This window comes from Allobosea sp. CRIB-10 (assembly GCF_900112185.1).
In the GTDB taxonomy this organism is placed as follows: Bacteria; Pseudomonadota; Alphaproteobacteria; order Rhizobiales; family Beijerinckiaceae; genus Allobosea.
Window position 1 is genome coordinate 16,696 of record NZ_FOKP01000036.1, and the last position, 24,712, is coordinate 41,407.

Sequence of the window (24,712 nt, forward strand, 5' to 3'; positions counted from 1 at the left end):
CCTTTTTTGTGCGCAGGGCTGATCTACAACGCTCTCTCCTACGCAGCGCCTATCCGCGCTGATTCCCCGACAAGGACGACGCCATGCGCCTGTTGAGTTTCGCCGTCGCCGCGCTCGCCGTGATCGCGCTCGTGGTCAGCCAGCAAAGCGGCAGCGCCGGGATCCTCGGCCTCGGCGTGGTCGGCGTTTTGCTCGCCTTCGCGACCTTCCGGGCGACCACCATCCCGTTCTTCCTGAAGATCTTCTCCGGCATTTTCGGCACGGAGTACGTCCTCTTCGGCGCCGGAACGCTGATGGCCCAGATCGGGCTCTGGCCCGCCGCCTGGCAGGCGGTCGCGCCGCCGGCGAGCCTCGCCACCACGGTCGCCGTCTTCGGCATCCTGATCTACCTGGTCTCCTTCGTGCCGGTGGTGCAGCGCATCGCCCGCATTGCTTCGCCCTATTTCGAATCCTCCGAACCGCAGATCGCCAATCTCGGGCCGTTCGGCCGCTACCGCATGCGCCTGGGCACCTTCGCGGTCGCGCTCGTCGTCTTCCTGATCGTGCTCAACCAGGCGCAGGTCGGCATCTCCCTGCGCATCAACTTCTTCTACCGCGACTTCAACAACGCCCTGCAGGAGAAGAACGCACCTGTCTTCTGGGAGCAGCTCGTCAACGTCTTCTGCGTCTGGGCGGCGATCTCGGTGATCAGCTACCTGATCGAGACGGTCGCGCAGTCCGTGCTGCTGATCCGCTGGCGCGAATGGATGGCGGCCGAGTACAACAGGCGCTGGCTCGGCAACGGCAACCATTACCGCATCTCGCTCGCCGGCACGGCCGACAACCCCGACCAGCGCATCTCGGAAGACACCCGCTCCTTCCTGAACCAGACCTACAGCTTCTCGCTGACGCTGATCACCCAAGTCTCGACGCTGGTGTCGTTCTCGATCGTTCTGTGGTCGATTCCGGTGGCGATCACCGTGCCCGGCACCGACATCGTCATCCCCGGCTTCATCTTCTGGGCGACGCTGGTCTATGCCGCACTCGCGACCTGGGTCACCCATCTGATCGGCAAGCCACTGATCGCGCTGGAATTCGAGCAGGAGCGGCGCGAGGCGAACTTCCGCTTCGCCCTCGCCCGCCTGCGCGAATATTCCGAGCAGATCGCGCTGATGCGCGGCGAAGGCGCCGAGCGGCGCCATCTCAGCGAGACCTTCGGCGGCATCGTCGACAACTTCTACCGGCTGCTCTGGCGCAAGCTGAAGCTGACGACCTTCACCCTGTCCTACAACCAGGCCAATGTCGTCATCCCTTACGTCCTGCTGGCGCCCTATTATTTCGGCGGCCAGATCGCCTTCGGCGTGCTGACTCAGGTCGCCTCGGCATTCGGCCGGGTCGAGACGGCGATGTCCTTCTTCATCAACAGCTACCAGTCGATCGCCTCCTATCTCGCCTCGATCAACCGCCTCACCACCTTCGAACAGGCCATTGCCAAGGCGGACGCGCAGGCTGCCGGCGGCGAAGGCGCGGCGATCGACATCACCGAGAAGCCGGTCAAGGACGCCACGATCGAGACGCTCGCGCTCAACCTGCCGAACGGGCAGCCAATCGTGCAGGCGTCGGACCTCGCTTTGCCTGCCGGGCGCGCGACACTGATGATCGGCCCTTCCGGCTCGGGCAAATCGACCTTGTTCCGCGCGCTCGCCGGCATCTGGCCGTTCGGCGTGGGCAAGGTTGCGACGCCGCAGGGACAGCGCATGTTGGTGCTGCCGCAGCGGCCCTATCTGCCGCAGGGCTCACTACGCGCCGCGCTCGCTTATCCGTCGGAGCCCGACGTCTTCAGCGACGCCGAGATTCACGCGGCGATGGAGAAGGTCAAGCTCGGCCATCTCACCGGCCGGCTCGACGAGGTCGATCTCTGGGGGCAGCGCCTCTCCGGCGGCGAGCAGCAGCGCCTCGCGGTCGCGCGGGCCCTGCTGGCAAAGCCCGACTGGCTCTTCCTCGACGAGGCCACCGCCTCGCTCGACGAGAAGCTCGAAGGCGAAATCTACGAGGTGATCCGGCGCGAGCTGCCACAGGCCAGCATCGTCTCGATCGGCCATCGCTCGACGCTGCGCGCCATGCATGACGAGTTGATCGCGATGGAGAAGAATGCCGATGGCACCTTCAGCCCGAAGGCGAAGTCGATGGCCGAGGCGGGGTAGGAAGATCAGACAGGCGGGTAACGCTCAGCCGTCATTCCGGGGCAGGTCAAGGGCCTGAGCCCGGAACCCAGAACCGATGCCCGATCGGAGAACTAACCGTCGGCTCTCGCGCCCTTGCCACCACCGACGTCGGTTCTGGATTCCGGGTTCGCCGCTGGGCGGCGCCCCGGAATGACGCCGAAGCGTCCGTCAAATGCCGCGGTCGAAGCGGATCTCGCCGGAACCGGTCTTGAGGACGAGGCGGCCTTCGACCAGGTCCCATTGCCGGGCCGTGCGCAGCGCCATCAGATAGCTGCGTTCGAAATCCGAGGCGCCTTTGTCGCAGGCCATCTTGGTCACCGCGATGGGGCCGACTGCGAAAGCCTGCTGGCGCAGCGGATAGGCCGAGGCCGAGAAAGTGTTGCAGCCACCGAAGCCGGTGCCGCGAAGATTTGAATCGACCTTCAGCGTGGCGCGATAGCCGGTGACCGGCTTGCCGTTCATCTGCCTGATCGTCCAGGAGGCGTCGAACGGGAAGTTCTTCTCCTGCCGTGGCGGCGGAGCCTCCCCACCAGGCTGCTCACTGCGAGAAGGCATCTGCTGGCGGCGCTGGGCGAGCGCATCACTCACCAGCATGGGCGACACCGAGAGAACGAGAGCGGCCAGGAGGCCAAGGCGCGACTGCGTATTCAACTGGTCCAGACCCCGATTGGAAAGAGCGCGACGGCCCGTAGGAGAACCCGACACTTCCCACTGCACCGATCGCGGTGGCAAGCGCAAGTCTCGATCGCACCGCTTTTGGTACGACTTGCACTGAAATCGCCTCGCCCGGGTGACTTACCCGGACATTGCGTCGGGAATCCGGCGCGTCAGATGCGCGCGAGCAGCCGCTCGATCAGCGGGTTGGACCGGCGGAAGACATAATCGAGCGTGCGCACCGTGATGTCGTCGGCGCCGGCCTTGCCCAGCTCCTCGACCAGCGGGAACACCGCCTTGCGCGGGCAATGAAGGGTGACGACACCGTCGCTGCCGGCCGCGCCGAACGGCAGGCGCGCGCCAAGCCGATGCGCGATCTCGCCCAGCCGCTGCGGCGAGACGGCGTTGAGCACGGCGCGGACCTCGCGCAGCGAGCGCGCCTCCTCTTCGGCGGCGATGCGCGCGAGGATGGCAGCGGCGGCATCGCGCGCCTGCTTGCCCCAGGGCGCGCGCACGGAGGCAACGAGGTTGGCTTCCGAGGCCAGGATCACGCCGTCGTCCAGTACTTTCAGTGCATTTGCCGATAGCGTCGCGCCGGTGGTGGTGATGTCGACGACGATCTCGGCGGTGCCTGCAGCCGGGGCGCCCTCGGTCGCGCCCAGGCTCTCCACGATCCGGTAATCGGCGAGGCCGTGATTGGCGAAGAAGCGGCGGGTCAGGTTCACATACTTCGTGGCGACGCGCAGTTTGCGGCCGGTGCGGGCGCGCATGGTCGCGGCGACGTCGTCGAGATCGGCCATGGTGCGGACATCGATCCAAGCCTGCGGCACGGCGACGACGACATTGGCCTGGCCGAAGCCGAGCGGCGCCAGCAGCACCATGCTGGCATCGGCATCGGCAACCTGCTCGCGCACCAGATCCTCGCCGGTGATGCCGAGATGGGCGGCGCCCGACGAGAGCTGCGCGACGATCTCCGAGGCCGAGAGATAGGCGACCTCGGCCCCGCCGAGCCCGGCGATCTGGCCGCGATATTCGCGCTGGCCGCGCGCCTGCACGAAGGAGAGGCCGGCGCGGCCGAAAAAGGCGGTGGCGTTTTCCTGCAGCCGGCCCTTGGAGGGCACGGCGAGGACCAAAGGCGCGTCGGCCGTCGAATTCTGCGTCATGGTCCCGCTCATGCCTTGCCTCCCGCGAGACGGTCGAGCCAGAGCGAGGCGCCGACGGCCGGCACCGGCGCAGGCGCACCGAGGCGCTGCAGCACGCCGTCATAGCGGCCGCCGCCGGCGATCGGCTTCAGGTCCGGCCGGGCCGGATCGTGCAATTCGAAGATGAAGCCGGTGTAGTAGTCGAGATTGCGGGCAAAGCCCGCCGAGAACGAGATGTTGGCGACATCGACGCCGCGCGCGGCGAGGAAGCCGGTGCGCTCGTCGAAGGCGTCGAGCGCGGCGGAGAGGTCGAGCCCGGCGTTGTCCGCGAGCTTGCGCAAGGCGGCGGAGGCGCCGTCGGGATCGCCGCCGATCGCCAGCGCATGCGCGATCACGCCGCTCGCCTCGCCATTGACCGGATTGTCGCGCTCGGCCGCCCGCGCCAGGAAGCGCTCGGCGATGTCACCGGCCGAGCGGCCGCCGACGGTCGAGATGCCGGCGATCGAGAGCACGTCCTCGACGAAGGCGCGCGCCGCCTTGGGGTCCTGCCCCTCCAGCGCCTTGAGCAGGCCGGCATGGGCATGCTCGACCTCGCCCGCCGGCGGTTCGAGCGCGGCGACGGCATCGGCGCCCTTGCCCTGCGCGACGGCGCGCATCAGCCGGCGACGAGCGGCCTGCGGCACGCCGAGCCGGTCGAGCAGCGCGGTCAGCAGCGCGACATCGCCCATCAGCAGGCGCGGCCGGGTCAGGCCGAGCGCGGCGGCGGATTCGACGGTCAGCGCCATGATCTCGGCGTCGGCGGCGGCGAAATCGGTTCGGCCGAAGGATTCGAGGCCGGCCTGGGCGAACTCGCTCGGCTCGTTGGCGCCGCGCATGCGGAAGACCGGTCCGGCATAGGTATAGGACGCCGGCTCGCTGGCATGGGCGGCGATATGGGCCAGCGCGACGGGGATGGTGTATTCCGGCCGCAGGCACCATTCGCGCCCGTCATCGTCCTGCGTCAGGAAGATGCGGCGGCGGATATCCTCGCCGGAGAGGTCGAGAAAAGGCTCGACGGGCTGCAGGATCGCCGGCTCGGCGCGCCGATAGCCTTCGCGCTCGAACGGCGCGATCACGGTCTCGAGCTTTGAGCGCATGGCCGGCACTTTACAAAAACCCTGTTGCGGCGCTGTCCTAGCAGGGACGCCCGCGATTTTCGACGGCTTTTAGGGAATTGGGTGAACGGGAATCCGGAGGGGCGGCCGTCATGGTCGGGCTTGTCCCGACCATCCACGTCTTCCGTCCCCCAAGGTCGTGTTCAAGACGTGGATGCTCGCCACAAGGGCGAGCATGACGGCGGAGGCTGGGGTCAACCCCGAGCATGACGCCTTATGAATACCGCCCCAGCACCCTTCTCACCCCCTCGACCAGCTCGCCCACCGGCACCGAGAACTGCGCCTGCGCCTGCCGCTCCTTGTGCTCGGCGGAATCCTTGACGTCGCGGCTCGCCGCGGCGAGTTCGGCGCCGAGGATCAGGTCCTTGATCACGACGGTGCCGGCCTCGCGCTCGGACGAGCCCTGGATCACCGCGCAGGCCGCGCCGCGCCGGTCGGCATATTTCATCTGGGCGTTGAAGCCGGAGGAGCCGAGATAGAGATCGGCCCGGCAGAGCGCCCTGCCCTGCCCGTCCTCGGCCTGGCGCAGCTGCGCAACGAAAGCCTGATAGGCCGGCATGAACTCCGGCGACTTGTTGTCCATCGCAGTGACGACGACCAGCGGCAGCTCGTTCTTCTGGTCGACGATCGGCGACTTCACCGCCTTCAGCGCCGAATAGAGCCGGGAGACGCCGATCGAGAAGCCAGCCGCCGGCACGGGCTCCGGCCGAAAGCGGCCGACGAGACCGTCATAACGCCCGCCGCCGGCGACCGAGCCGAAACGAACGACCTGGCCGTCCTCATTGGTGACCGGGAAGGTCAGTTCCACCTCGTAGACCGGGCCGGTGTAGTATTCGAGGCCGCGGACGACGGAGGGGTCGATGATGATGCGGCCGAGATAGCCCGCGGCGGTGACCAGTTCCCTGATCTGTTCGAGTTCCTCGATCCCGGCCACGCCGTTCTCGGCGCCCTCGACCAACTTGCGCAGTTCCGTGACGGCCTCGGCGGACAACTCAGCCGACCTGGCACTGTCGGAGGCGGTCGATTTGCCGAGCTCGGCCAGCCGCTGGCCAACGGCGAGGTAGCGGAGGATCGTCTCGGCCTGAGCCTCGGACAGGCCCGCGCCCTTGGTGAAATCCCCGCTCTCGTCCTTGCGCCCACCGCGCAGGAGCTTGCCGACCTCTTCGAGTGGGAACTTGTCGGCCTTGTCCACCGCCCGGAGCACTGTCAGGCGCGCATCCCGATCGATGCCGGCAGCGTCCATCACACCATCGAGCACCTTGCGGTTATTGACCTTGACGACATAGTTGCCGCGCTTGATGCCGAGCTTCTCCATCGTGTCGGCGGCGAGCATGCAGATCTCGGCATCGGCCGCGACGCTGCCCGAGCCGACGATGTCGGCGTCGAACTGCATGAACTGGCGGAAGCGGCCCGGCCCCGGCTTCTCGTTGCGGAAGACATAGCCGACTTGATAGCCGCGATAGGGTTTCGGCAGCGCGTCGAAATTCTCGGCGACATGGCGGGCGAGAGGCGCGGTCAGGTCATAGCGCAGCGAGAGCCACTGCTCGTCATCGTCCCGGAAGGAGAAGACGCCCTCGTTCGGCCGGTCCTGGTCCGGCAGGAATTTTCCGAGCGCGTCGGTGTATTCGACGAAGGGTGTCTCGACCGGATCGAAGCCATAAAGCGAGAAGCTCCCGCGGATCACAGCGAGCATACGCTCGGTGGCGGCGACATCGGCCGGGCCGCGATCGACGAAACCGCGCGGCTGGCGGGCCTTCAGCTTGGCAGGGGCGGACTTGTCGGCGGACATGGGTACGTGTCTCGGATGCTGGAAACGCTGGAAATCGTTGGACAGCGGGTTAGCCCGCTGAGCCGCCAGGGGCAAGCACGGCGGCGCAATCCGGCTGAGCGCAGGTTGCTGCGTTCGGCTCGTTCTAGAGGCGGCAGCCGGCTCCCGCCTCAGCCGCGAAGCGCGCGGCAGCGAGCCTCGAGCGAGGCGAAAGCCTCATCGCCGCCGGAAATGTCGAACACCGCATCACGGGCCCGGCCTCCGCGATCCATGCGCCCGTTGACGACAAGGCGCTGGCCGCGCGCCAATTCAGTGCGCCGCCGCTGACAACGTCGAAAGGCCGCTGCTGCTTCCAGCGGGATCACTGAAGACGAGACCTTCGTCGGCGCCATCGATTTCCCAGCGCTGCGGGCGCCCGTCGATCGAGGCCGGCGTCGGCGATTTCGATATCGTCCAGTTGCGCGGGGGCACGAACCAGTTGCTGATCGCCAGGCGCCCCCTGGCGTCCTTACCGCAGCTGAAAGAAAAGCCGAAAGCGCGATCGTTCGACTGGATTTCGAGATCGACCTGGACCTTCGTCGCTGGGTCAACCGCCAGCGCGACGGCTTGCGCGGCGCGGCCGGCGGCGTTGCCGTGGCCGTCTTGGGCACGTCGGCGGCGGCACCGGCCGGCGGCTCGGCGGCAGGCTTCGCCTGGGTGGCGGCAGGAGCAGGCGGCTCGTCGACCTTCGGAGCGATGGCCGGCTTCGCAGGGCTGTCGGGAGAACGCAGCAGTGCATCCATCGGCTCGGCCGCGGCGGGAGCCGGCGGCGGTGCGGCAGGCGGAGCAGCGGGCGCGGCGGGAGCCGATATAGGGGGAGTGGGCGCTGGAGCCGGAACCGCTGCCACTCCTGGTGCCGGCGGGGCGCCGATGAGCGTGGCCGACACCAGCTTGACGATCCTGCCGGCAGCCCCGCATGCGACGGACCTGATCTTGAGGCGGGTGCCCTTTCGGAACAGGTCGTCGAACGCGGCCTGGAGGCGTGCATAGGCCGCACGATCCCTGATATCGTAGGCCGCAGGCAGATTGATGTAGCTGTCGTCGTAAGGCGGCTCGTTGAATGTGAAGCCTTGCAGCTCGCCCTTCTCGACCACGCGGTCGACGACCTGCCCCGTGCCTATGCCGCGGACACAGCCGGAGCCGGTCGGCAGTGCGACACATGGCAAAGCGGCGAAACGCGAGCTGAAACAATTCGTCACAGGCATGGATTCCGTTGCGGCAGGGAAAGGATAGAAGCATTCTCGCCAATATTCATAAGGATATTGACGTTTACAGCTTTCCTGGAGCAAGCGCTTTCTACAACGCCAATCCTTCATCCCAATACGGCGTCGCGCCATAAAGCTCTGCAAGATAATCGACGAAGGCGCGCACCTTCTGCTCCATATGCCGGCGGCTCGGATAGACCGCATAGACGGCGACGCGCTTGCCGACCGAATAGTCCGGCAGCACCCGGACCAAGGCCCCCGATTGCAGCTCAGGCCCGACATCCCAGGTCGAACGCAGGGCGATGCCGACACCGGCCAGCAGCGCCTCGCGCACGACTTCGCTGGAATTGGTCCGCAGCGGCCCGTTGAGACGGACAGTCACCTGCCCTTCCGGCCCGTCGAGCCGCCATTGGTCGGCATTGTGGGCGACGAGCGTATGGCGCGACAGGTCCTCGATCGTCTCGGGAACCCCATGGGCAGCAAGATAGCCCGGCGTCGCGCAAAGCACGCGATGGTTCGGTGCCAGCCGCTTCGCCACCAGGCTGGAATCGCGCAGATCGGCGATCCGCACCGCCAGGTCGAAGCCCTCGGCGACGATCTCGACGAAGGCGTCGCTGAGGATCAGTTCGACGTTCACCGCCGGGTTGGCGTCGAGGAAGGGTTTGAGATGCGGCGCGACATGCATGCGCCCGAACGAGGTCGGGGCCGAGACACGCAGGGTCCCGCGCGCCTGACCGGCGCCGCTGGCGACCCAGGCCTCCGCCTCCTCGATCGAGCCGAGGATCGAGACCACCCGCTCGTAGAAACCCTGGCCGGCCTCCGTCAGCGAGAGCTGGCGCGTGGTGCGCTGGAGCAGGCGCACGCCGAGCCGGTCCTCCAGGCGGCGGATGCGCTTGGAGATGACGGCCGGTGAAAGACTGAGCTCGCGGGCGGCGGCTGACATGCTCCTGGCCGTGACGACATGCGCGAAGACGTCGAGGTCGCCGAACCGATCCATCCGCCCTCCATCTTTTCCGTTTTGGAAATAATCATGCACGTTACTCGCGCTGCGCCGTCTATGGAAGTATTCTAGAGTCGCGTGAGGATCGGAGAGAGCAAGGACGGAGTGTCATGAGTGCGATCGCTTTTCCGGCGCCCGATGCCGGCATCCTCGCCCGTCGCGATTCGATCCTCGCCGGCCTCAGCCGACTGGTCGCGCCCGATGCGCTGATCACCTCCGAGGACGAGCGCCGCCCCTATGAGACCGATGCGCTGACCGCCTATCGCCGCATGCCGCTCGCCGTGGTGCTGCCCTCGACCACGCAGGAGGTCGCGGCGGTGCTGCGCTACTGCTCGGAAGCGGGCGTGCCGGTGGTGCCGCGCGGCGCCGGCACCTCGCTCGCCGGCGGCGCGATCCCGCAGGAGGACGCGGTGGTGATCGGCGTCTCCAAGATGAACCGCATCCTCGAAATCGACTACGCCAGCCGGATCGCGAAGGTGCAGGCCGGCGTCACCAATCTCGCCGTCAGCGGCGCCGTCTCGGCCGACGGCTTCTTCTATGCGCCCGACCCGTCGTCGCAGCTCGCCTGCTCGATCGGCGGCAATATCGGAATGAACTCCGGCGGCGCGCATTGCCTGAAATACGGCGTCACCACCAACAATGTCCTCGGCGTCACGCTGGTAATGCTCGACGGCAGTGTCGTTGAAATTGGTGGTTCCCACCTCGATTCGCCCGGCTACGATTTGCTCGGCCTGATCAACGGCTCGGAGGGCCAGCTCGGCATCGTCACCGAGGCGACGGTGCGCATCCTGCGCCAGGCTGAAGGCGCGCGCCCCGTCCTGTTCGGCTTTCCGACCAGCGTCGAGGCGGGCGCCGCGGTCGCCGCCATCATCGGCGCCGGGATCATCCCGGTGGCGATGGAGTTCATGGACAAGCCGGCGATCGAGATCTGCGAAGCCTTCGCCCATGCCGGCTATCCGATGGATTGCGGCGCGCTGCTGATCATCGAGGTCGAGGGCTCGGAGGCCGAGATGGACGCCCAGCTCGCCCGCATCGTCGCGATCGCCAGGGAACATGGCGTCGGCACGGTCAAGGAGAGCAAGTCGGCGATGGAGACGGCGGCGATCTGGAAGGGCCGCAAATCCGCCTTCGGCGCGACCGGCCGCATCGCCGACTATATCTGCATGGACGGCACGATCCCGACCGGGCAATTGCCCTACGTGCTCGAGCGCATGGACGCGATCGTCAAGGGCTATGGCCTGCGCGTCGCCAATGTCTTCCATGCCGGCGACGGCAATCTCCACCCGCTGATCCTCTACAACTGCAACGATCCGGTCGAGGCGCAGAAGGCCGAAGACGCCGGCAACGACATCCTCAAGCTCTGCGTCGAGGTCGGCGGCTGCCTGACCGGCGAACATGGCGTCGGCATCGAGAAGCGCGACCTGATGACCTTTCAGTTCAACGAGGCCGACCTGCACCAGCAGCAGCGGGTCAGGGCGGTGTTCGATCCGCGCTGGCTGATGAATCCGGCCAAGGTGTTTCCGCTCGAAGGGCGGATCGCGGCGTGAGCTTTGTCATTCCGGGGCTCGCGCAGCGAGAACCCGGAACCCACGACCGGGTGAGCGGATGGCGTATTTCGTCTACCTCATGGCCAGCAAACGAAGCGGTACGCTCTACCTGGGCATCACAAACGATCTGGCGAGGCGTGCCCATGAGCACAAATCGAAACGGAACATCGGATTCACGAGCCGCTACGGGGTCGACCGGCTGGTCTGGTACGAACAGTTCGAGGATGTCAGGGATGCGATCGACCGGGAGAAGGTCCTGAAGAAATGGCGCAGAGCCTGGAAGATCAAGCTCATCGAAGACATGAATCCGGAATGGAAGGATTTCTATGAAGGGCTGTCCTGACCGGCGATGCCCAGTCGTGGGTTCCGGGTTCTTCGCGATGCGAAGCCCCGGAATGACAGCGGTGGGCGCCTGATGCTCCACACTCCTACCACCGAGGCGCAGGCCTGCGCCGTCGTCGCCTCGATCGTCGAGGCGCGCGTTCCGCTCGCCATCCGCGGCGGCGGCACCCGCTCCGGCCTCGGCCGGCCGGACAACGCCGTCAGCACCATCTCCAGCGCCGAACTCACCGGCATCACCCTGTACGAACCCTCCGAGATGGTGATCGGCGCAAAAGCCGGCACGCCGCTGAAACTGATCGAAGACACGCTGGCAAGCCGCGGCCAGATGCTACCCTTCGAGCCGATGGATCATCGCGCCCTGTTCGGCACGGAGGGCGAGCCGACGATCGGAGCGATCGCGGCCGGCAACATCTCCGGCCCACGGCGGATCAATGCCGGCGCCGCCCGCGATTCCCTGATCGGCATCAAGCTGATCAACGGCCGCGGCGAGCTGGTGAAATCGGGCGGACGCGTGATGAAGAACGTCACCGGCCTCGACCTGGTCAAGCTCGTCTCCGGCAGCTTCGGCACGCTCGGCTTCCTCACCGAAGTCACCTTCCGCGTCCTGCCGCGGCCGGAGCGCGTGGTGACGCTGATCTGGGAGGACCTCGCCGACGAGGCGGCGGTGGCGCTCCTCTCGGGCGCGCTCGGCTCGCCTTTCGAGCCGATGGCGGCGGCGCATCTGCCGGCAGGCATCGGCGCGGAGCAGGCGCGCACGCTGCTCAGGCTGGAGAATTTTTCCGCCTCGATCAGCTATCGCGCCGCCGAGCTGGCGCGCCTGCTCAAGGGCTATGGCCGGCCCGAGCTGATCGAAGGCCGCGCCTCGGACGTGCTCTGGCGCGAGGTGCGCGATGCCGCCTTCTTCGCCGGCACGCAGGAGGCGGTCTGGCGGCTTTCGCTTGCTCCGGGGAACGGGCCGAAGGCGACGGGCGCGATCGCGCGCAGCGTGCCGCGCGCGCGCTGGTTTTATGATTGGGGCGGCGGCCTCGTCTGGCTCGCCGTGCCGACGGAAGGCGATGCCGGCGCAACTGCGATCCGCGCGGCGCTGAAGCCCTTCGGCGGCCATGCGACGCTGGTGCGGGCGCCCGATGCGGTGCGGACAGCGGTTCCCGTCTTCGAGCCGCTCTCCGAGCCATTGATGCGGGTGACGGTGGGCATCAAGAAGAGCTTCGATCCGGAAGGCGTGTTCGAGCCCGGCCGGATGTATGCGGGGGTGTGAGATGGCGTGTCGTCGTCATGGTCGGGCTTGTCCCGGCCATCCACGTCTTCGTTTGACGAGGAACGTGTTCAAGACGTGGATGCTCGGCACGAGGCCGAGCATGACGGTGTAGGATCATGCAGACCAACTTCACGCCCGAGCTCCTCGCCTCCGATCCGCGTCTTCCGGTCTCCGAGAAGATCCTGCGCACCTGCGTGCATTGCGGCTTCTGCACCGCGACCTGCCCGACCTATCTCTTGCTCGGCGACGAGCTCGATTCCCCCCGCGGGCGCATCTACCAGATCAAGGACATGCTGGAGAGCGGCAAGCCGGCGACGCCGGATGTGGTCAAGCATGTCGACCGCTGCCTCTCCTGCCTGTCCTGCATGACGACCTGCCCCTCGGGCGTGCACTACATGCACCTCGTCGACCATGCCCGCGCCCATATCGAGGAGACCTATGAGCGGCCCGTCGCCGACCGGACGCTGCGGGCGATCCTCTCGGCGATCCTGCCCTATCCCGGGCGCTTCCGCCTCGCCATGCTGGCGGCCCGCCTCGGCAAGCCTCTGGCGGGAGCGCTCGGCGCCCTGCCCGTCATCGGTGCGCGCCTGAAGGCGATGCTGGCGCTGGCGCCCTGGAGCCTGCCCGATCGCTCGACGATGGAAGGGCCGGCCTCGTTTCCGGCCGAAGGCGAACGGCGCAGGCGCGTCGCCATCCTCTCGGGCTGCGCTCAGCCGGTGCTGGATCCCGGGATCAACGAGGCGACGATCCGCCTGCTCACCCGCCATGGCGTCGAGGTGGTGCTGCCCAAGGGCGAAGGTTGCTGCGGCGCGCTTGTCCATCATATGGGCCGCGAGCACGACGCGCTCGCTTTTGCCCGCGCCAATATCGACGCCTGGATGGCGGAAATCGAGGGCGAGGGTCTCGATGCGATCCTGATCACGGCGTCCGGCTGCGGCACAACGATCAAGGATTACGGCTTCATGTTCCGCAATGAGCCGGCCTATGCCGAGAAGGCGGCGACGGTCGCCGGCCTCGCCAAGGACGTGACCGAGTTCGTCGAGACGTTGGAGATCGCGCCGGTCCGCAGCTTCGACCTGACCGTCGCCTACCACTCGGCCTGCTCGATGCAGCACGGCCAGCAGCTGAAGGACGGGCCGAAGCGCCTGCTGGCGCGGGCCGGCTTCCGCGTGAAGGAGGTGCCGGAGGGCCATATCTGCTGCGGCTCGGCCGGCGTCTACAACATCCTGCAACCGGAGATCGCCGGGCAGTTGCGCGAGCGCAAGGTCGGCAACATCCAGCGCACCAAGCCGGACCTCGTCGCCACCGGCAATATCGGCTGCATCACCCAGATCGCGAAGGGTTTTGCCGATCGCGGCGCGACGACGCCGATTCTGCACACCGCCGAGCTGCTCGACTGGGCGACGGGCGGGCCGCTTCCTGCAAGACTGGCCCAGGCGGGGATCGAGGAGGCGATTCCGGCTGGGGTGATCGCAGCCGAATGACCGAGCACGTCATGCTCGGGCTTGACCCGAGCATCTCAGGCAGAATTGGGCTCGGGCCAGTGCCTTCTTGTCCAGAGATTCTCGGGCCTGCGCTTCGCTTCGCCCGAGAATGACGCCCGGACATGCTGCCCCTGTGCCTCGCGCGATTGCCTCCACAGCCGCGATCGCCGATCTTGCCGCTCCGCCAGGGAGGACAGGCATGACGTTCGGCTTCATCGAAGGTTTTCGCGTCGAGGTGCTCGACCCGCGCTTCCATCGGATCGTGCCCGGCTCGGCCCGGATGGAGCGGCTGTGGACCGGGGCACGCTGGTCCGAGGGGCCAGCCTGGTTCCCGGCGCATCAGACGCTTGTCTGGTCGGACATCCCGAACGACCGGATGCTGCGCTACGACGCCCTCACAGGTGAGGTCGGCACCTTCCGCCAGCCGGCGCGCAATTCGAACGGCAACACCGTCGACCGGCAAGGCCGGCTCGTCACCTGCGAGCATGGCGGGCGACAGGTGACGCGCACCGAGCATGACGGCTCGGTCACCGTGCTGGCGAGCCACTATCAGGGCAATCGCCTGAATTCGCCAAACGACGTGGTGGTGAAGTCTGACGGCTCGATCTGGTTCACCGACCCCGATTACGGCATCCTCACCGATTACGAGGGCGACAAGGCGCAGAGCGAGATCGGCCGCTGCAACGTCTATCGCATCGATCCGCAGAGCGGCGAGATCGCCATCGTCGCCGATGATTTCGTCAAGCCGAACGGCCTCGCCTTCTCGCCCGACGAGAGCGCGCTCTATATCGCCGACACCGGCGCAAGCCATGACCCAGAGAACGGGCCGCGCCATATCCGCAAGTTCGCGGTGACCGGCGACGGCGCCAAGCTCGGCGCCTCCTCGGTCTTCGCCACCTGCACGGCCGGGCTGTTCGACGGCTTCCGTTTCGACGTCGAGGGCCGGCTCTGGAGCAGCGCAGCCGACGGTCTCCACGTCTACGCCCCGGACGGCACGCTGATCGGCAAGGTGCTGGTGCCGGAGGTGGTCGCCAATCTGTGCTTCGGCGGACCCAAGCGGAACCGCCTGTTCATCTGCGGCACGACCTCGCTCTATTCGCTGATGACGCACACCAACGGCGTGGGCTGAGCCTCAACCGCCCGGGGGCTTCTCCGGTTTCACCCAGCCGACGAGGACAGGCATCAGCAGGCCGAGCAGCATGAAGCGCACCAGATGGTGCGCGCCGACATAGAGCGGATCGAGCCCCATGGCGAAGGCGAGCAGCGCCATCGCCTCGAGGCCGCCCGGCGCAAAGGCGGCCATGGCGCTGGCATAGGGCACGCCGGCGAGCCAGGCCGCCGGCCAGGCGAAGGCGAAGGCGACCGCCATCGAGACGACGAAGCCGCCGATCGCGAGCGGAAACAGCGCCGCGATCTCGCCCCCCTTGAGGTTCGAGACGCGCCCGCCCATGGCGGCGCCGAGCATCACCATCACCGCAATCGCGATCTCCGGCGGCATCGTGCCCTGGACGAGGCCGGTGCCATGCAGCACCGCGCTCGCCAGGGTCGCGCCGAGAATGAAGGGCGCGGTGATGCCGATCCGCTCAAAGACAAGCCCGGTGACGAGACCACAGCCGAGCAGCAGCGCCAGGTCGCCGACGCTCGCGACCGCGACCGGAGGCGGCAGAGCGAGCGGCCCACCGCTGCTCAGCTTCATGATGCTGGGCAGGACCGCGACCAGGACGAGGATGCGGAAGAGCTGGATCGCGGCGATGCGGCCGATATTGGCGCCCTTGTCCTGCGCCACCGAGATCACGGCCGAGAGCGCGCCGGGCGCGGCGGCGAGGAGCGAATCGATCCAGCTCCAGCGTGCGACGAAGCGCAGATAGGCCCCCGTCGCCAGCATGATAGCGAGGAGGCCGACCACGAGGACGAGCAGCGAGCCGGGATAACGCGCCGTCGCGGCGAGCGCCTCGGGCGTCGCCGCCGAGCCGATCAGCGCGCCGGACATCACCATGGTCGAATCGAACCAGGGGCGGCGAAGGTCCGGCAGCGGCCGGGTGATGCCGAGAACGGAGACCACGAGCATCGAGCCGGAGAGCCAGGCCGCCGGAACCCCCAGCAAGGTGAAGAGCGTACCGCCGACCGCCGCGCAGGCGATCACTGCCGCTTCGCGCGACAAGGTTCGCAGATGGTAGGGGACGTAGCTCGGAACAGGCATGACGCTCGCGATGCGCCAGAACTGCGCACCGCTGCATCAATGAAGGCCGATAGCCGTCAGGTCAAACGCCTCTGCTGCAAGCAGGGCATGACATTGGCGGTCAGCCCGCCAGCGCCTTTTGCAGCCGCGCCACCGCCTCATGGAGGTCCGAGGCCTTGCGGGCGAAGCAGAAGCGCAGGCCGGTCTCGCCACCGGGGCCGAAGGCGGTGCCCGGCGCGAGGCCGACATTGGCCGTATCGACCAGTTCGATCGCCAGTTTGCGGGAATCGGTCCAGCCGTCGACGCTAAAGAACTGGTAGAAGGCGCCGTCCGGCGCCTGCAGGTTGACGCGGTTGGTCGCCTTCAGGCCCTCGGCGACGATGCGGCGGCCTTCGGTGGCGCGGGCGATCTGCTCGGCGACGAAGGGCTCGCCTTCCTCCAGCGCCGCGATGGCGGCGCGCTGGACGAAGACCGGCGAACCGGAGGTCGAGTACTGGATCAGGTTCTCGACGATCTGGCCGAAGGCTGGCGGCACCTCGATCCAGCCGACGCGCCAGCCGGTCATCGCCCAGTTCTTCGAGAAGGTCTGGACGAAGAGAATGCGGTCCTCCTGCTCCATCACGTCATGGAACGAAGCAGCCCGCGGCGAACCGTCATAGACGAAGCGGGCATAGATCTCGTCGGCGATGATCCAGATGCCGTATTTGCGGGCGATCGCGAGGATGGCGGCGAGCTCGTCGCGCGTCGCGGTCCAGCCGGTCGGATTGGCCGGGGAGTTGATGACGAAGGCGCGGGTGCGCGGCGAGATCGCCGCTTCCAGCTTTTCGAGGTCGAGCGTGAAGCGACCATCCTTGAATTGCATGGGAACGCAGACCGGATTGGCGCCGGCGACGCCCATGGCAGCAGCGAAATTCGGCCAGGCGGGGGTCGGGATGATCAGTTCGTCGCCGACGCCGGCGATCAGCCGGACCGCGATCTGGACCGACTGCATGCCGGAGCCGGTGACATAAAAGCGGTCCATGGCGAAGGGCCGGCCATAGAGCGCGCTGTGGTAGCGCGCCAGCGCCTCGCGCAGCTCGGGGATGCCGCGCTGCCAGGTGTAGAAGGTCTCGCCATCGGCCAGCGATTTGTTGGCGGCGCGGACGATGAAGTCCGGCGTCGGCAAGTCGCCTTCGCCGACCCAGAGCGGGATAAGACCGGGCTTGAGCCGGCCGTGGTTGACGACCTCGACGATGCCGCTCTCGGGGGCGTTGCGCGCCTCGGGGCGCAGGTCGGCGATCAGGCTGGTGCCGGCCGGGGCGTGCATGTTCATGAGCGATCCTTCGGGCGATCCGTCGCAAGAGACATGCACGTCAATCTAACGCAGAAAGCGCCGCCGCGGCATGAAATGACGAGATCGACCCGATCGGTCGCGGTGATGGATCGCGGAGCGGGCCGGGCGGGTCGGCCCGCTCCAGAGAGCCCGTCAGGCCTTCTGCTTCAGCAGGTCGCGGATCTCGCTGAGCAGGGCGATGTCCTGCGGCGGCGCCACCGGCTCTGCCGGCTTTTCCGCCTCCTTGCGCCGGAGCGTGTTGATACCCTTGACGACCATGAACAGCACGAAGGCGATGATCAGGAAGTTGACCGCGATGGTGAGGAAGCTGCCATAGGCGAGGACAGCGCCCTGCTTCTTGGCGTCGACGAGAACCGGCGCGGTGACGGCGCTGTTGAGGCCGATGAAGTAGTTGGAGAAGTCGACGCTGCCGATCGCGCCGATCAACGGCATGATGATGTCGCCGACCAGCGATTCGACGATCTTGCCGAAGGCTGCGCCGATGATCACGCCGATGGCGAGATCGACGACATTGCCCTTCAGGGCAAATTCCTTGAATTCCTTGATCATGGCGCGCCTTTCCGAATGCCTGGCCAGTCTTCGGCACCACGCTGAGCAATGCCGCCCCCCGCTCGCACGCTAGACCACCGGCGCAGGCGCTGGAAACAGCTTTGAGGCTGTTTTCCTCGGTCTTTTCTTTCGAAACAGACCAATTTCAGCGCAGATCACCCATCAAGCGAAGATTGTGCCACGGCGAACACTGCGGCAACGATCGGCCGTTGCCGCAGCCGCCGACAGTCCTCAGAAGCCTTCGAGGACGATCTTGCCCCTGGCCTTGCCGCTTTCGACCAAGGCATGAGCTCGCTTGAGGTTGGCCGCGTCGATCCTGCCGAAATGCTCGCCGAGCGTGGTCCTGAGCGTGCCGGCGTCGACCATGGCGCTGACCTCGTTGAGCAGCAGATGCTGGGCCTCGATATCGGCGGTGCCGAAGATGGAGCGCGTGAACATCAGCTCCCAGTGCAGCGAGACGCTCTTGCGCTTCAGCTTCGTCACATCGATCGGCGCGGGATCGTCGATCAGGCCGAGGCGGCCCTGCGGCGCGATCAAGTCGACGATCTCGTCGAAATGCCGGTCGGTCTGGGTGGTCGAGAAAACGAAGGCCGGCGCGCCGATGCCGAGCGCTGCGACTTGAGCGGCCAGCGGCCTGGTGTGATCAACGACATGGTGGGCGCCGAGGTCCCTGACCCAGTTCTGCGTTTCCGGCCGCGAGGCGGTCGCGATCACGGTGACATCGCTGAGCTGCCTGGCGAGCTGGATCGCGATCGAGCCGACCCCGCCGGCGCCGCCGATGATGAGCAGCGCATTCGCCGCGCCCGGCACCGCCCGGCGGATGTCGAGCCGGTCGAACAGCGCCTCCCAGGCTGTGATCGCAGTCAGCGGCAGCGCGGCAGCTTCCGCGACCGAGAGCGAGGCTGGCCGGCGCCCGACGACCCGCTCGTCGACCAGATGATATTCGGCATTCGTACCCGAACGGCCGATCGCGCCGGCACAGAAGACCTTGTCTCCCGGCTTGAACAGGGTCGCGTCCGGGCCGACCGCCTCGACGGTGCCGGCAGCGTCCCAGCCGAGCACCTTGACGCCACCCGGCTCGGGCTGCGAGCGCAGGCGCATCTTGGTGTCGACCGGATTGACCGAGACCGCCTCGACCCTGACCAGCAGATCACGGCCGGCTGCTTCGGGCTTGTCGAGGGTGAGGTCGAGCAGCGCCTCGGGATGCTCGATCGGATGGGATGCGCGGTAGCCAACGGCCTTCATCGGAATATCTCCTGTTGCGGGCCAAGAGATACTGTTAGGCTCGATAGCTGCAATACGCACAAATCGGACCAGTAGTATCACAATGGATACTGTAGGATGCTGAAGACGAAGAAGCGCTATGATTGCGCCGCCGGCTGCCCGGTCGAGGCGACGCTCGACTTGATCGACGGCAAGTGGAAGGGCGTGATCGTCTACCACCTGCTCTCCGGCACGCTGCGCTTCAACGAGATACGCCGGAAGCTGCCGAGCGCGACGCAGCGCATGCTGACCCGGCAATTGCGCGAGCTGGAAGAGTGCGGGCTCGTCCTGCGCACGGTCTATGCGCAGGTGCCGCCGCGGGTCGACTATGCCCTGACCGAGGAAGGCCGCTCGCTCGAAGCGATCGTCCGCGCCATGCATGCCTGGGGCGAGCGGCGGCTGGAGCGGCTGGCGCAGGTCCAGGCAGCAGCCTGAGGACAGGCCGAAAGGCCGATGGCGGCGGCAGCGCCACAGCGATAGATTTGCCGGCGAGCGCCGTTGCAAGGAGGTGCGATGCTCCCGGCCTGGTCCGTCGTCCTGAGCGCCCTCGGCTATCTCTGCGTGCTGTTCGCGATCGCCCATCTCGCGGACACGGCCGGGCGCCGCCTGATGAGCGGGCGGGCGCGCACCACGATCTATGCGCTGGCGCTCGGGGTCTACTGCACCTCCTGGACCTTCTACGGCTCGGTCGGGTTCGCCAACCGGGCGGGCTTCGACTTCCTCGGCATCTATGTCGGCCCGGCGCTGGTCATCGGGCTCGGCCACCGCTTCGTCGCCCGCATCGTCGACATCGCCAAATCGCAGAACATCACCTCGATCGCCGACTTCGTCGGCGCGCGCTATGGCAAGAGCGAGCGCGTCGCTGCGCTGGTCTGCATCGTCGCGGTGGTCGGCGCGCTGCCCTATATCGCCCTGCAATTGAAGGCAGTGGCGAACTCGCTTTCGGTGTTCTTCGCCGCGGCCGGCGGCCCGCCGCCGATGACCGACATGCCGGTGCTGAGCGACCTCGCCTTCCTGGTCGCGCTGGTGCTCGCCGGCTTCGCCTGCGCCTTCGGTACCCGCCACATCGACGCGACGGAGCACCAGGACGGGTTGGTGCTGGCGATCGCGGCGGAGTCGCTGGTCAAGCTCGTCGCCTTCCTCGCGCTCGGCGTCTTCGTCGTCTACGGCCTGTTCGACGGCGCAGGCGACCTCTTCGCCCAGGCGGCGCGGGCGGCGGGCGACCGGCCGCCGATCTGGGACCGGACCTCAAGCTGGCCGATGTTCCTGACGCTGACGGCGCTGTCCTCCTGCGCCGCGCTGCTGCTGGCGCGGCAATTCCACATGGCGATCGTCGAGAACCGCGACGTCCGCGACGTGCGCCGCGCCGCCTGGATGTTTCCGCTCTATCTCGTGCTGATCAACCTGTTCGTGCTGCCGCTGGCGGCGGCGGGCGAAGTCCTGCTGCCGGGGACGGCGGTCGACCGCGACATGACCGTGCTGCTGCTACCGTTGGAGAAGCAGGCCGGCCTGATCGCGCTCTTCGTCTTCATCGGCGGGCTTTCGGCGGGAACCGCGATGGTGATCGTCGCCTCGGTCGCACTCGCCATCATGATCTCGAACCACCTCGTCACGCCGCTGCTGCTGCGCGGGCGCGGCGTCAGCGTCGATCCCGAGCAGGCGGCTGCGCTGCTCGAGAGCGGCGGGGGCCGTCGCAACAGCTCGACCGGTGGCGATCTCGGCTCGCAGGTGGTGCATATCAGGCGGCTCGCCATCGTCGCGGTGATCCTGCTCGGCTATGCCTATTACCGCGCCGCGGGCGAAGCGGCGCTGGTCTCGATCGGCCTGCTGTCCTTCGCCGCCACCGCACAGATCGCGCCGGCCTTCTTCGGCGGGCTGATCTGGCGGCGCGGCACGGCGCTCGGCGCCGCCGCCGGGCTGTCGGCCGGCCTGCTGACCTGGCTCTACACGCTGCTGATGCCGAGTCTCGCCAATCCCGGCGGCTATTGGGCGGAGATCGTCGCGCACGGGCCGCTCGGCATCGCCGCCCTGCGGCCGGAGGCGCTTTTCGGCCTGTCGCTGCCGGCCCTACCGCATGGTGTGCTCTGGAGCCTCGGCATCAACCTCGCCTGCTATATCGGCTTCTCCCTGGTTCGCCCGGCGAGTGCGATGGAGCGCCTGCAGGCCAATGCCTTCGTCGAGTCCGATCGGGCGACCATGGCCCAGTCCTTCTCGCTCTGGCGCTCGAGCGTCACCGAGGCAGAGCTGCAATCGACGATCGGGCGCTATCTCGGCCAGGAGCGGACGCAGCGCGCCTTCGAGGGCTTCGCCCATTCGCGCGGCGAGGTGCTGAACGGCACGCGCGAGGCCGACATCCACATGCTGCGCTTCGGCGAGCATCTGCTGTCCTCGGCGATCGGCGCCGCCTCCTCGCGACTCGTGCTGTCATTGCTGCTGAAGCGGCGCAACCTCTCGACCGAGGCGGCCTTCAAGCTGCTCGACGACGCCTCGGCAGCCCTGCAATACAATCGCGACATCCTTCAAAATGGCCTCGACCATGCCGGCCAGGGCATCACCGTGCTCGACCGGGATCTGCGCCTGCTCGCCTGGAACAAGGCCTTCATCCAGCTCTACGATTTGCCGCCCTCGCTGGTCCGCTTCGGCACCGGGCTCGACGAGATCGTGCGCTACAACGCCCAGCGCGGCGCCTATGGCGCCGGCCCGCAGGACGAATTGATGGCGGCGCGGCTGGAGAGCTTCATCAACGATCGCGAGCCGGTCCGGCTCAGGCTCTATCCCTCGAAGAACGTGATCGAGATCCGCTCGAACCCGCTGCCCGATGGCGGCATCGTCACCACCTATACCGACATCACCGACTCGGTCGCCGCCGAGGAGGAGCTCGAGCGGACCAACGAGACGCTGGAAAAGCGCGTCGCCGAGCGCACCGAGGAGATCCGGCACGTCAACACCGAATTGCAGCGCGCCAAGGCCGAGGCCGACGAAGCCAACGCCTCGAAGACGCGCTTCCTCGCCGCCGCCAGCCACGATATTCTTCAACCTCTGAACGCAGCCCGGCTTTATGCCTCCGCTCTGGTCGAGCGCGACCGCAGCAGCTCGCAGCCCGACCTTGCCGAGAACATCGACGCCTCGCTCGACGCGGTCGAGGAGATCCTGACCGCGCTGCTGGAGATCTCGCGGCTCGACGGCGGCGCGCTCAAGCCCGAGATCAGCACCTTCCGCCTCGACGAATTGATGCGGCAGTTGCAGCGCGAATTCGAGCCGAGCGCGCAGGAAAAGGGGCTCCAGCTCATCTTCGTCACGACCGCGGCGACGGTCCGCTCCGACCGGCGCCTGCTGCGCCGCCTGCTACAGAACCTGGTCTCGAACGCGATCAAGTACACGCCGAACGGCAAGGTGCTGGTCGGCTGCCGCCGGCGCGAGGGCCAAGTCGCGATCGAGGTTCTCGATACCGGGCTCGGCATTCCCGCGAGCAAGCAGAAGACCGTGTTCCGCGAGTTCCAGCGGCTCGATCAGGGCGCCAAGGTCGCGCGCGGGCTCGGCCTTGGGCTCTCGATCGTCGAGCGGATCGCCCGCACGCTCGACCACAAGCTCGCGCTCACCTCGACACCGGGCCGCGGCACGCGCTTCTCGATCCTGGTGCCGCGCGCCGCGCCCTTGCCGGCGATGGCGACGACGGCCGCGGCACGCAACACTCCGTCCAGCAGCCAACTCGCGGGCCTGAAACTGCTCGCAATCGACAACGAACCGACGATCCTCGACGGGATGCGCCTGCTGCTCGGCGGCTGGGGCTGCAAGGTCGAGACTGCGTGCGATCTCGACGAAGCTTCCGCGGTCATCGCCAACAGCGGCACGCCTGATGTCCTGATCGCCGACTACCATCTCGACCACGGCGAGAACGGCATCGCGCTGATCTCGGCGCTGCGGCAGAGCGTCGGCGGCCTGCCGGCGATCCTCTTGACCGCCGACCGCTCGCCGGAGGTTCGGGAGGAAGCGGCGGCGCTCGACATCCATGTCTTGAACAAGCCGCTGAAGCCGGGTGCGCTACGGGCACTGCTGGCGCAATGGCGCGCGACGAGGTTGGCGGCGGAGTAAAAAGGGGTCACACGCGTTTTTCGCGAGTAGCTTGTCATCCCGGGCCTACGCTTCGCTACGCCCGGGACGACGCGGTGTAGGGTGAAAGGTCTATTCCGGAATGGGCTCCGCCGCCCCCTGCCCCGCCGCGCCCGCCTGCCGCAACGCCTCCTCGGCCGCGAGAAAGGCCGCGACCTCCGGGCTCGGTTCCGGGCTTTCCGCCGTGACGCCCATCTCGGCGAAGAGGCGGGCTGCCGGCACATAGGCCCTGCCCTTGCGGTCATAGAGCGCAGCCCGCACGAGCGCGACGGCGGCGACGATCTCCTTGCCGTCGCGGCCGTCGGCGAGGATGCGGTGCTGGATCACGACCCAGCCCTCGCTCCAGCAGAGCAGCCGCGTCTCCAGCCTGAGCGCCCGGAACAGGCGGACCTCGCGGCGGAAGCGGATCGTGCCGCAATTGACCACCGGGACCCAGCCATGGCGCAGGATCGCCCGCCAGAGGCCGCTGCGCAGCATCAGGTCGGCGCGGCCGAGGTCCATCAGCCCCCAATAGCGCGCATTGTTCATGTGAAGGCTGGTGTCGAGATCGTGGAGCCAGACCCGGAAGGGCAGGATCGAGGCCTCGAAAGGCGGCTTCAACTTGGGCTGGAAGGGCCGCGTCAGCAGCAGCCAGATCAGGCGAAACCAGAGATTCATCGGAAGCGTCCCGAACGAGATAGTTCAGTTGTAAACATTTTTGCGCAGACGGCCAGCGGTGTGGCCTGTCGCAGCGGCATGCTGCGCTGCACGATCCTGCGGCACAGGCCGCTGTGACGGCGCCGCCATGCGGCCAATGCGGGCCTGCGCGCAAGATCATGCTTGCCAAGCGCGCTTTTTGCGCAGAAACATCTGCGCTTTCCGGCGACGGCGTCAGACGCCGCCGGCCCACGGGACGACGCCCCAGCGATGCAGATCGAACTCGATTCGCGCGACAGGACGATCCTGCGCATCCTCCAGAAGGATGGCCGGATCACCAATTCGGACCTTGCCGAGAAGGTGCATCTCTCGCCCTCGGCCTGCCTGCGCCGCGTGCGCCAGCTCGAGGAGAGCGGGCTGATCCGCGGCTATGTGATGATGCTCGACGAGCGCATCGCCGGCTTCCCCGGCACCGCCTTCGTCTTCGTCACGCTCGACCAGCAGGGCCGGGCCTCGCTGGAGAGCTTCGAGAAGGCCGTGCAGGACCTGCCGGAGATCCTCGAATGCCATCTGCTCGCCGGCGCGCACGACTATCTGATGCGGGTGATCTATCGCGACAGCGCCGACTTCGAGCGCATCCACACCGACATCATCACGCAGTTGCCGGGCGTCACCCGGGTGCAGTCGACCCTGACGCTGCGGACGATCAAGAAGACCTCGTCGCTGCCGATGTGAGGCGAAGCCTTTTGCCCTTGTAACTCTCATTTTGCCTCATCTGCTATACCAGCGGTTGCGGTGGCAGGTGGAAGACCGACAGCCCTGAGGGACACCAAGCCCGTGGGTGA

Annotated in this window: 20 protein-coding genes; 9 read left to right on the forward strand and 11 right to left on the reverse strand. The window is 67.3% G+C overall.

All coding sequences use genetic code 11. The features are described 5' to 3' along the window. Positions 1–83 precede the first annotated feature (83 nt). On the forward strand, positions 84–2,183 hold the full coding sequence (locus BMZ69_RS28500; protein WP_092163330.1) for an ABC transporter ATP-binding protein/permease: 2,100 nt from the start codon (positions 84–86) through the stop codon (positions 2,181–2,183). Between the two features lie 189 nt (positions 2,184–2,372). On the opposite strand, the gene BMZ69_RS28505 is transcribed toward BMZ69_RS28500, so the two are convergent. From BMZ69_RS28505 to BMZ69_RS28530, 6 genes are all read right to left on the reverse strand, one after another. Beyond that, positions 2,373–2,798: an META domain-containing protein gene (locus BMZ69_RS28505; protein ID WP_139219272.1), complete on the reverse strand. Its 426-nt coding sequence runs from the start codon at positions 2,796–2,798 to the stop codon at positions 2,373–2,375. 233 nt (positions 2,799–3,031) lie between these two features. Beyond that, positions 3,032–4,033 carry an ATP phosphoribosyltransferase gene (hisG, locus tag BMZ69_RS28510; protein ID WP_244543595.1) on the reverse strand — a complete coding sequence of 334 codons (1,002 nt, stop codon included), beginning with the start codon at positions 4,031–4,033 and terminating at the stop codon, positions 3,032–3,034. Next, complete coding sequence (locus BMZ69_RS28515; RefSeq protein WP_092163332.1) at positions 4,030–5,136, reverse strand: ATP phosphoribosyltransferase regulatory subunit; 1,107 nt, start codon at positions 5,134–5,136, stop codon at positions 4,030–4,032. Before BMZ69_RS28515 ends, hisG begins: the two co-directional genes overlap by 4 nt. Before the next feature lie 232 nt (positions 5,137–5,368). Continuing rightward, complete coding sequence (gene hisS / locus BMZ69_RS28520) at positions 5,369–6,943, reverse strand: histidine--tRNA ligase (RefSeq protein WP_092163333.1); 1,575 nt, start codon at positions 6,941–6,943, stop codon at positions 5,369–5,371. Between the two features lie 149 nt (positions 6,944–7,092). Further along, positions 7,093–8,250, reverse strand: coding sequence for a hypothetical protein (locus tag BMZ69_RS31930; RefSeq protein ID WP_210188111.1), 1,158 nt, complete (start codon positions 8,248–8,250; stop codon positions 7,093–7,095). A gap of 7 nt (positions 8,251–8,257) precedes the next feature. Then, on the reverse strand, positions 8,258–9,163 hold the full coding sequence (locus BMZ69_RS28530) for a LysR family transcriptional regulator (protein ID WP_092163334.1): 906 nt from the start codon (positions 9,161–9,163) through the stop codon (positions 8,258–8,260). 113 nt (positions 9,164–9,276) lie between these two features. Here BMZ69_RS28530 and BMZ69_RS28535 point away from each other — a divergent pair, with 113 nt between their 5' ends. The 5 genes from BMZ69_RS28535 (at position 9,277) to BMZ69_RS28555 (ending at position 14,926) form a co-directional block, all read left to right on the forward strand. Continuing rightward, positions 9,277–10,713, forward strand: a complete 1,437-nt coding sequence (locus BMZ69_RS28535) for an FAD-binding oxidoreductase (protein WP_092163336.1) — start codon at positions 9,277–9,279, stop codon at positions 10,711–10,713. A gap of 58 nt (positions 10,714–10,771) precedes the next feature. Next, positions 10,772–11,056, forward strand: a complete 285-nt coding sequence (locus tag BMZ69_RS28540; protein ID WP_092163337.1) for a GIY-YIG nuclease family protein — start codon at positions 10,772–10,774, stop codon at positions 11,054–11,056. Positions 11,057–11,125: 69 nt separating this feature from the next. After that, positions 11,126–12,313: an FAD-binding protein gene (locus tag BMZ69_RS28545; RefSeq protein ID WP_092163358.1), complete on the forward strand. Its 1,188-nt coding sequence runs from the start codon at positions 11,126–11,128 to the stop codon at positions 12,311–12,313. Between the two features lie 116 nt (positions 12,314–12,429). Continuing rightward, positions 12,430–13,797, forward strand: a complete 1,368-nt coding sequence (glcF, locus tag BMZ69_RS28550; RefSeq protein WP_092163338.1) for a glycolate oxidase subunit GlcF — start codon at positions 12,430–12,432, stop codon at positions 13,795–13,797. A 199-nt stretch (positions 13,798–13,996) separates the two neighbouring features. Next, positions 13,997–14,926 carry an SMP-30/gluconolactonase/LRE family protein gene (locus BMZ69_RS28555; protein ID WP_092163340.1) on the forward strand — a complete coding sequence of 310 codons (930 nt, stop codon included), beginning with the start codon at positions 13,997–13,999 and terminating at the stop codon, positions 14,924–14,926. 3 nt (positions 14,927–14,929) lie between these two features. On the opposite strand, the gene BMZ69_RS28560 is transcribed toward BMZ69_RS28555, so the two are convergent. The 4 genes from BMZ69_RS28560 to BMZ69_RS28575 all read right to left on the reverse strand — a co-directional run bounded on the left by BMZ69_RS28560 (position 14,930) and on the right by BMZ69_RS28575 (position 19,103). Next, positions 14,930–15,997, reverse strand: a complete 1,068-nt coding sequence (locus tag BMZ69_RS28560; RefSeq protein WP_092163342.1) for an AbrB family transcriptional regulator — start codon at positions 15,995–15,997, stop codon at positions 14,930–14,932. Positions 15,998–16,097: 100 nt separating this feature from the next. Next, on the reverse strand, positions 16,098–17,288 hold the full coding sequence (locus tag BMZ69_RS28565) for a pyridoxal phosphate-dependent aminotransferase (RefSeq protein WP_092163344.1): 1,191 nt from the start codon (positions 17,286–17,288) through the stop codon (positions 16,098–16,100). 153 nt (positions 17,289–17,441) lie between these two features. After that, a complete protein-coding gene (gene mscL, locus BMZ69_RS28570; protein ID WP_092163346.1) occupies positions 17,442–17,858 on the reverse strand; it encodes a large conductance mechanosensitive channel protein MscL in 417 nt (138 codons plus the stop codon). Positions 17,859–18,089: 231 nt separating this feature from the next. After that, the gene (locus BMZ69_RS28575; protein ID WP_092163347.1) at positions 18,090–19,103 is read right to left on the reverse strand and encodes a zinc-binding alcohol dehydrogenase family protein; all 1,014 of its coding nucleotides are present in this window, start codon (positions 19,101–19,103) and stop codon (positions 18,090–18,092) included. Between the two features lie 96 nt (positions 19,104–19,199). Between BMZ69_RS28575 and BMZ69_RS28580 the strand changes: the two genes are divergently transcribed. Both BMZ69_RS28580 and BMZ69_RS28585 read left to right on the forward strand, forming a co-directional pair. Beyond that, positions 19,200–19,556, forward strand: a complete 357-nt coding sequence (locus BMZ69_RS28580) for a winged helix-turn-helix transcriptional regulator (RefSeq protein ID WP_092163349.1) — start codon at positions 19,200–19,202, stop codon at positions 19,554–19,556. A 78-nt stretch (positions 19,557–19,634) separates the two neighbouring features. Continuing rightward, complete coding sequence (locus BMZ69_RS28585) at positions 19,635–23,213, forward strand: PAS domain-containing hybrid sensor histidine kinase/response regulator (protein ID WP_092163351.1); 3,579 nt, start codon at positions 19,635–19,637, stop codon at positions 23,211–23,213. A gap of 90 nt (positions 23,214–23,303) precedes the next feature. On the opposite strand, the gene BMZ69_RS28590 is transcribed toward BMZ69_RS28585, so the two are convergent. Then, positions 23,304–23,888, reverse strand: a complete 585-nt coding sequence (locus tag BMZ69_RS28590; RefSeq protein WP_092163353.1) for a thioesterase family protein — start codon at positions 23,886–23,888, stop codon at positions 23,304–23,306. 249 nt (positions 23,889–24,137) lie between these two features. Between BMZ69_RS28590 and BMZ69_RS28595 the strand changes: the two genes are divergently transcribed. Beyond that, a complete protein-coding gene (locus BMZ69_RS28595) occupies positions 24,138–24,602 on the forward strand; it encodes an Lrp/AsnC family transcriptional regulator (RefSeq protein WP_171019692.1) in 465 nt (154 codons plus the stop codon). Positions 24,603–24,712: the final 110 nt, after the last annotated feature.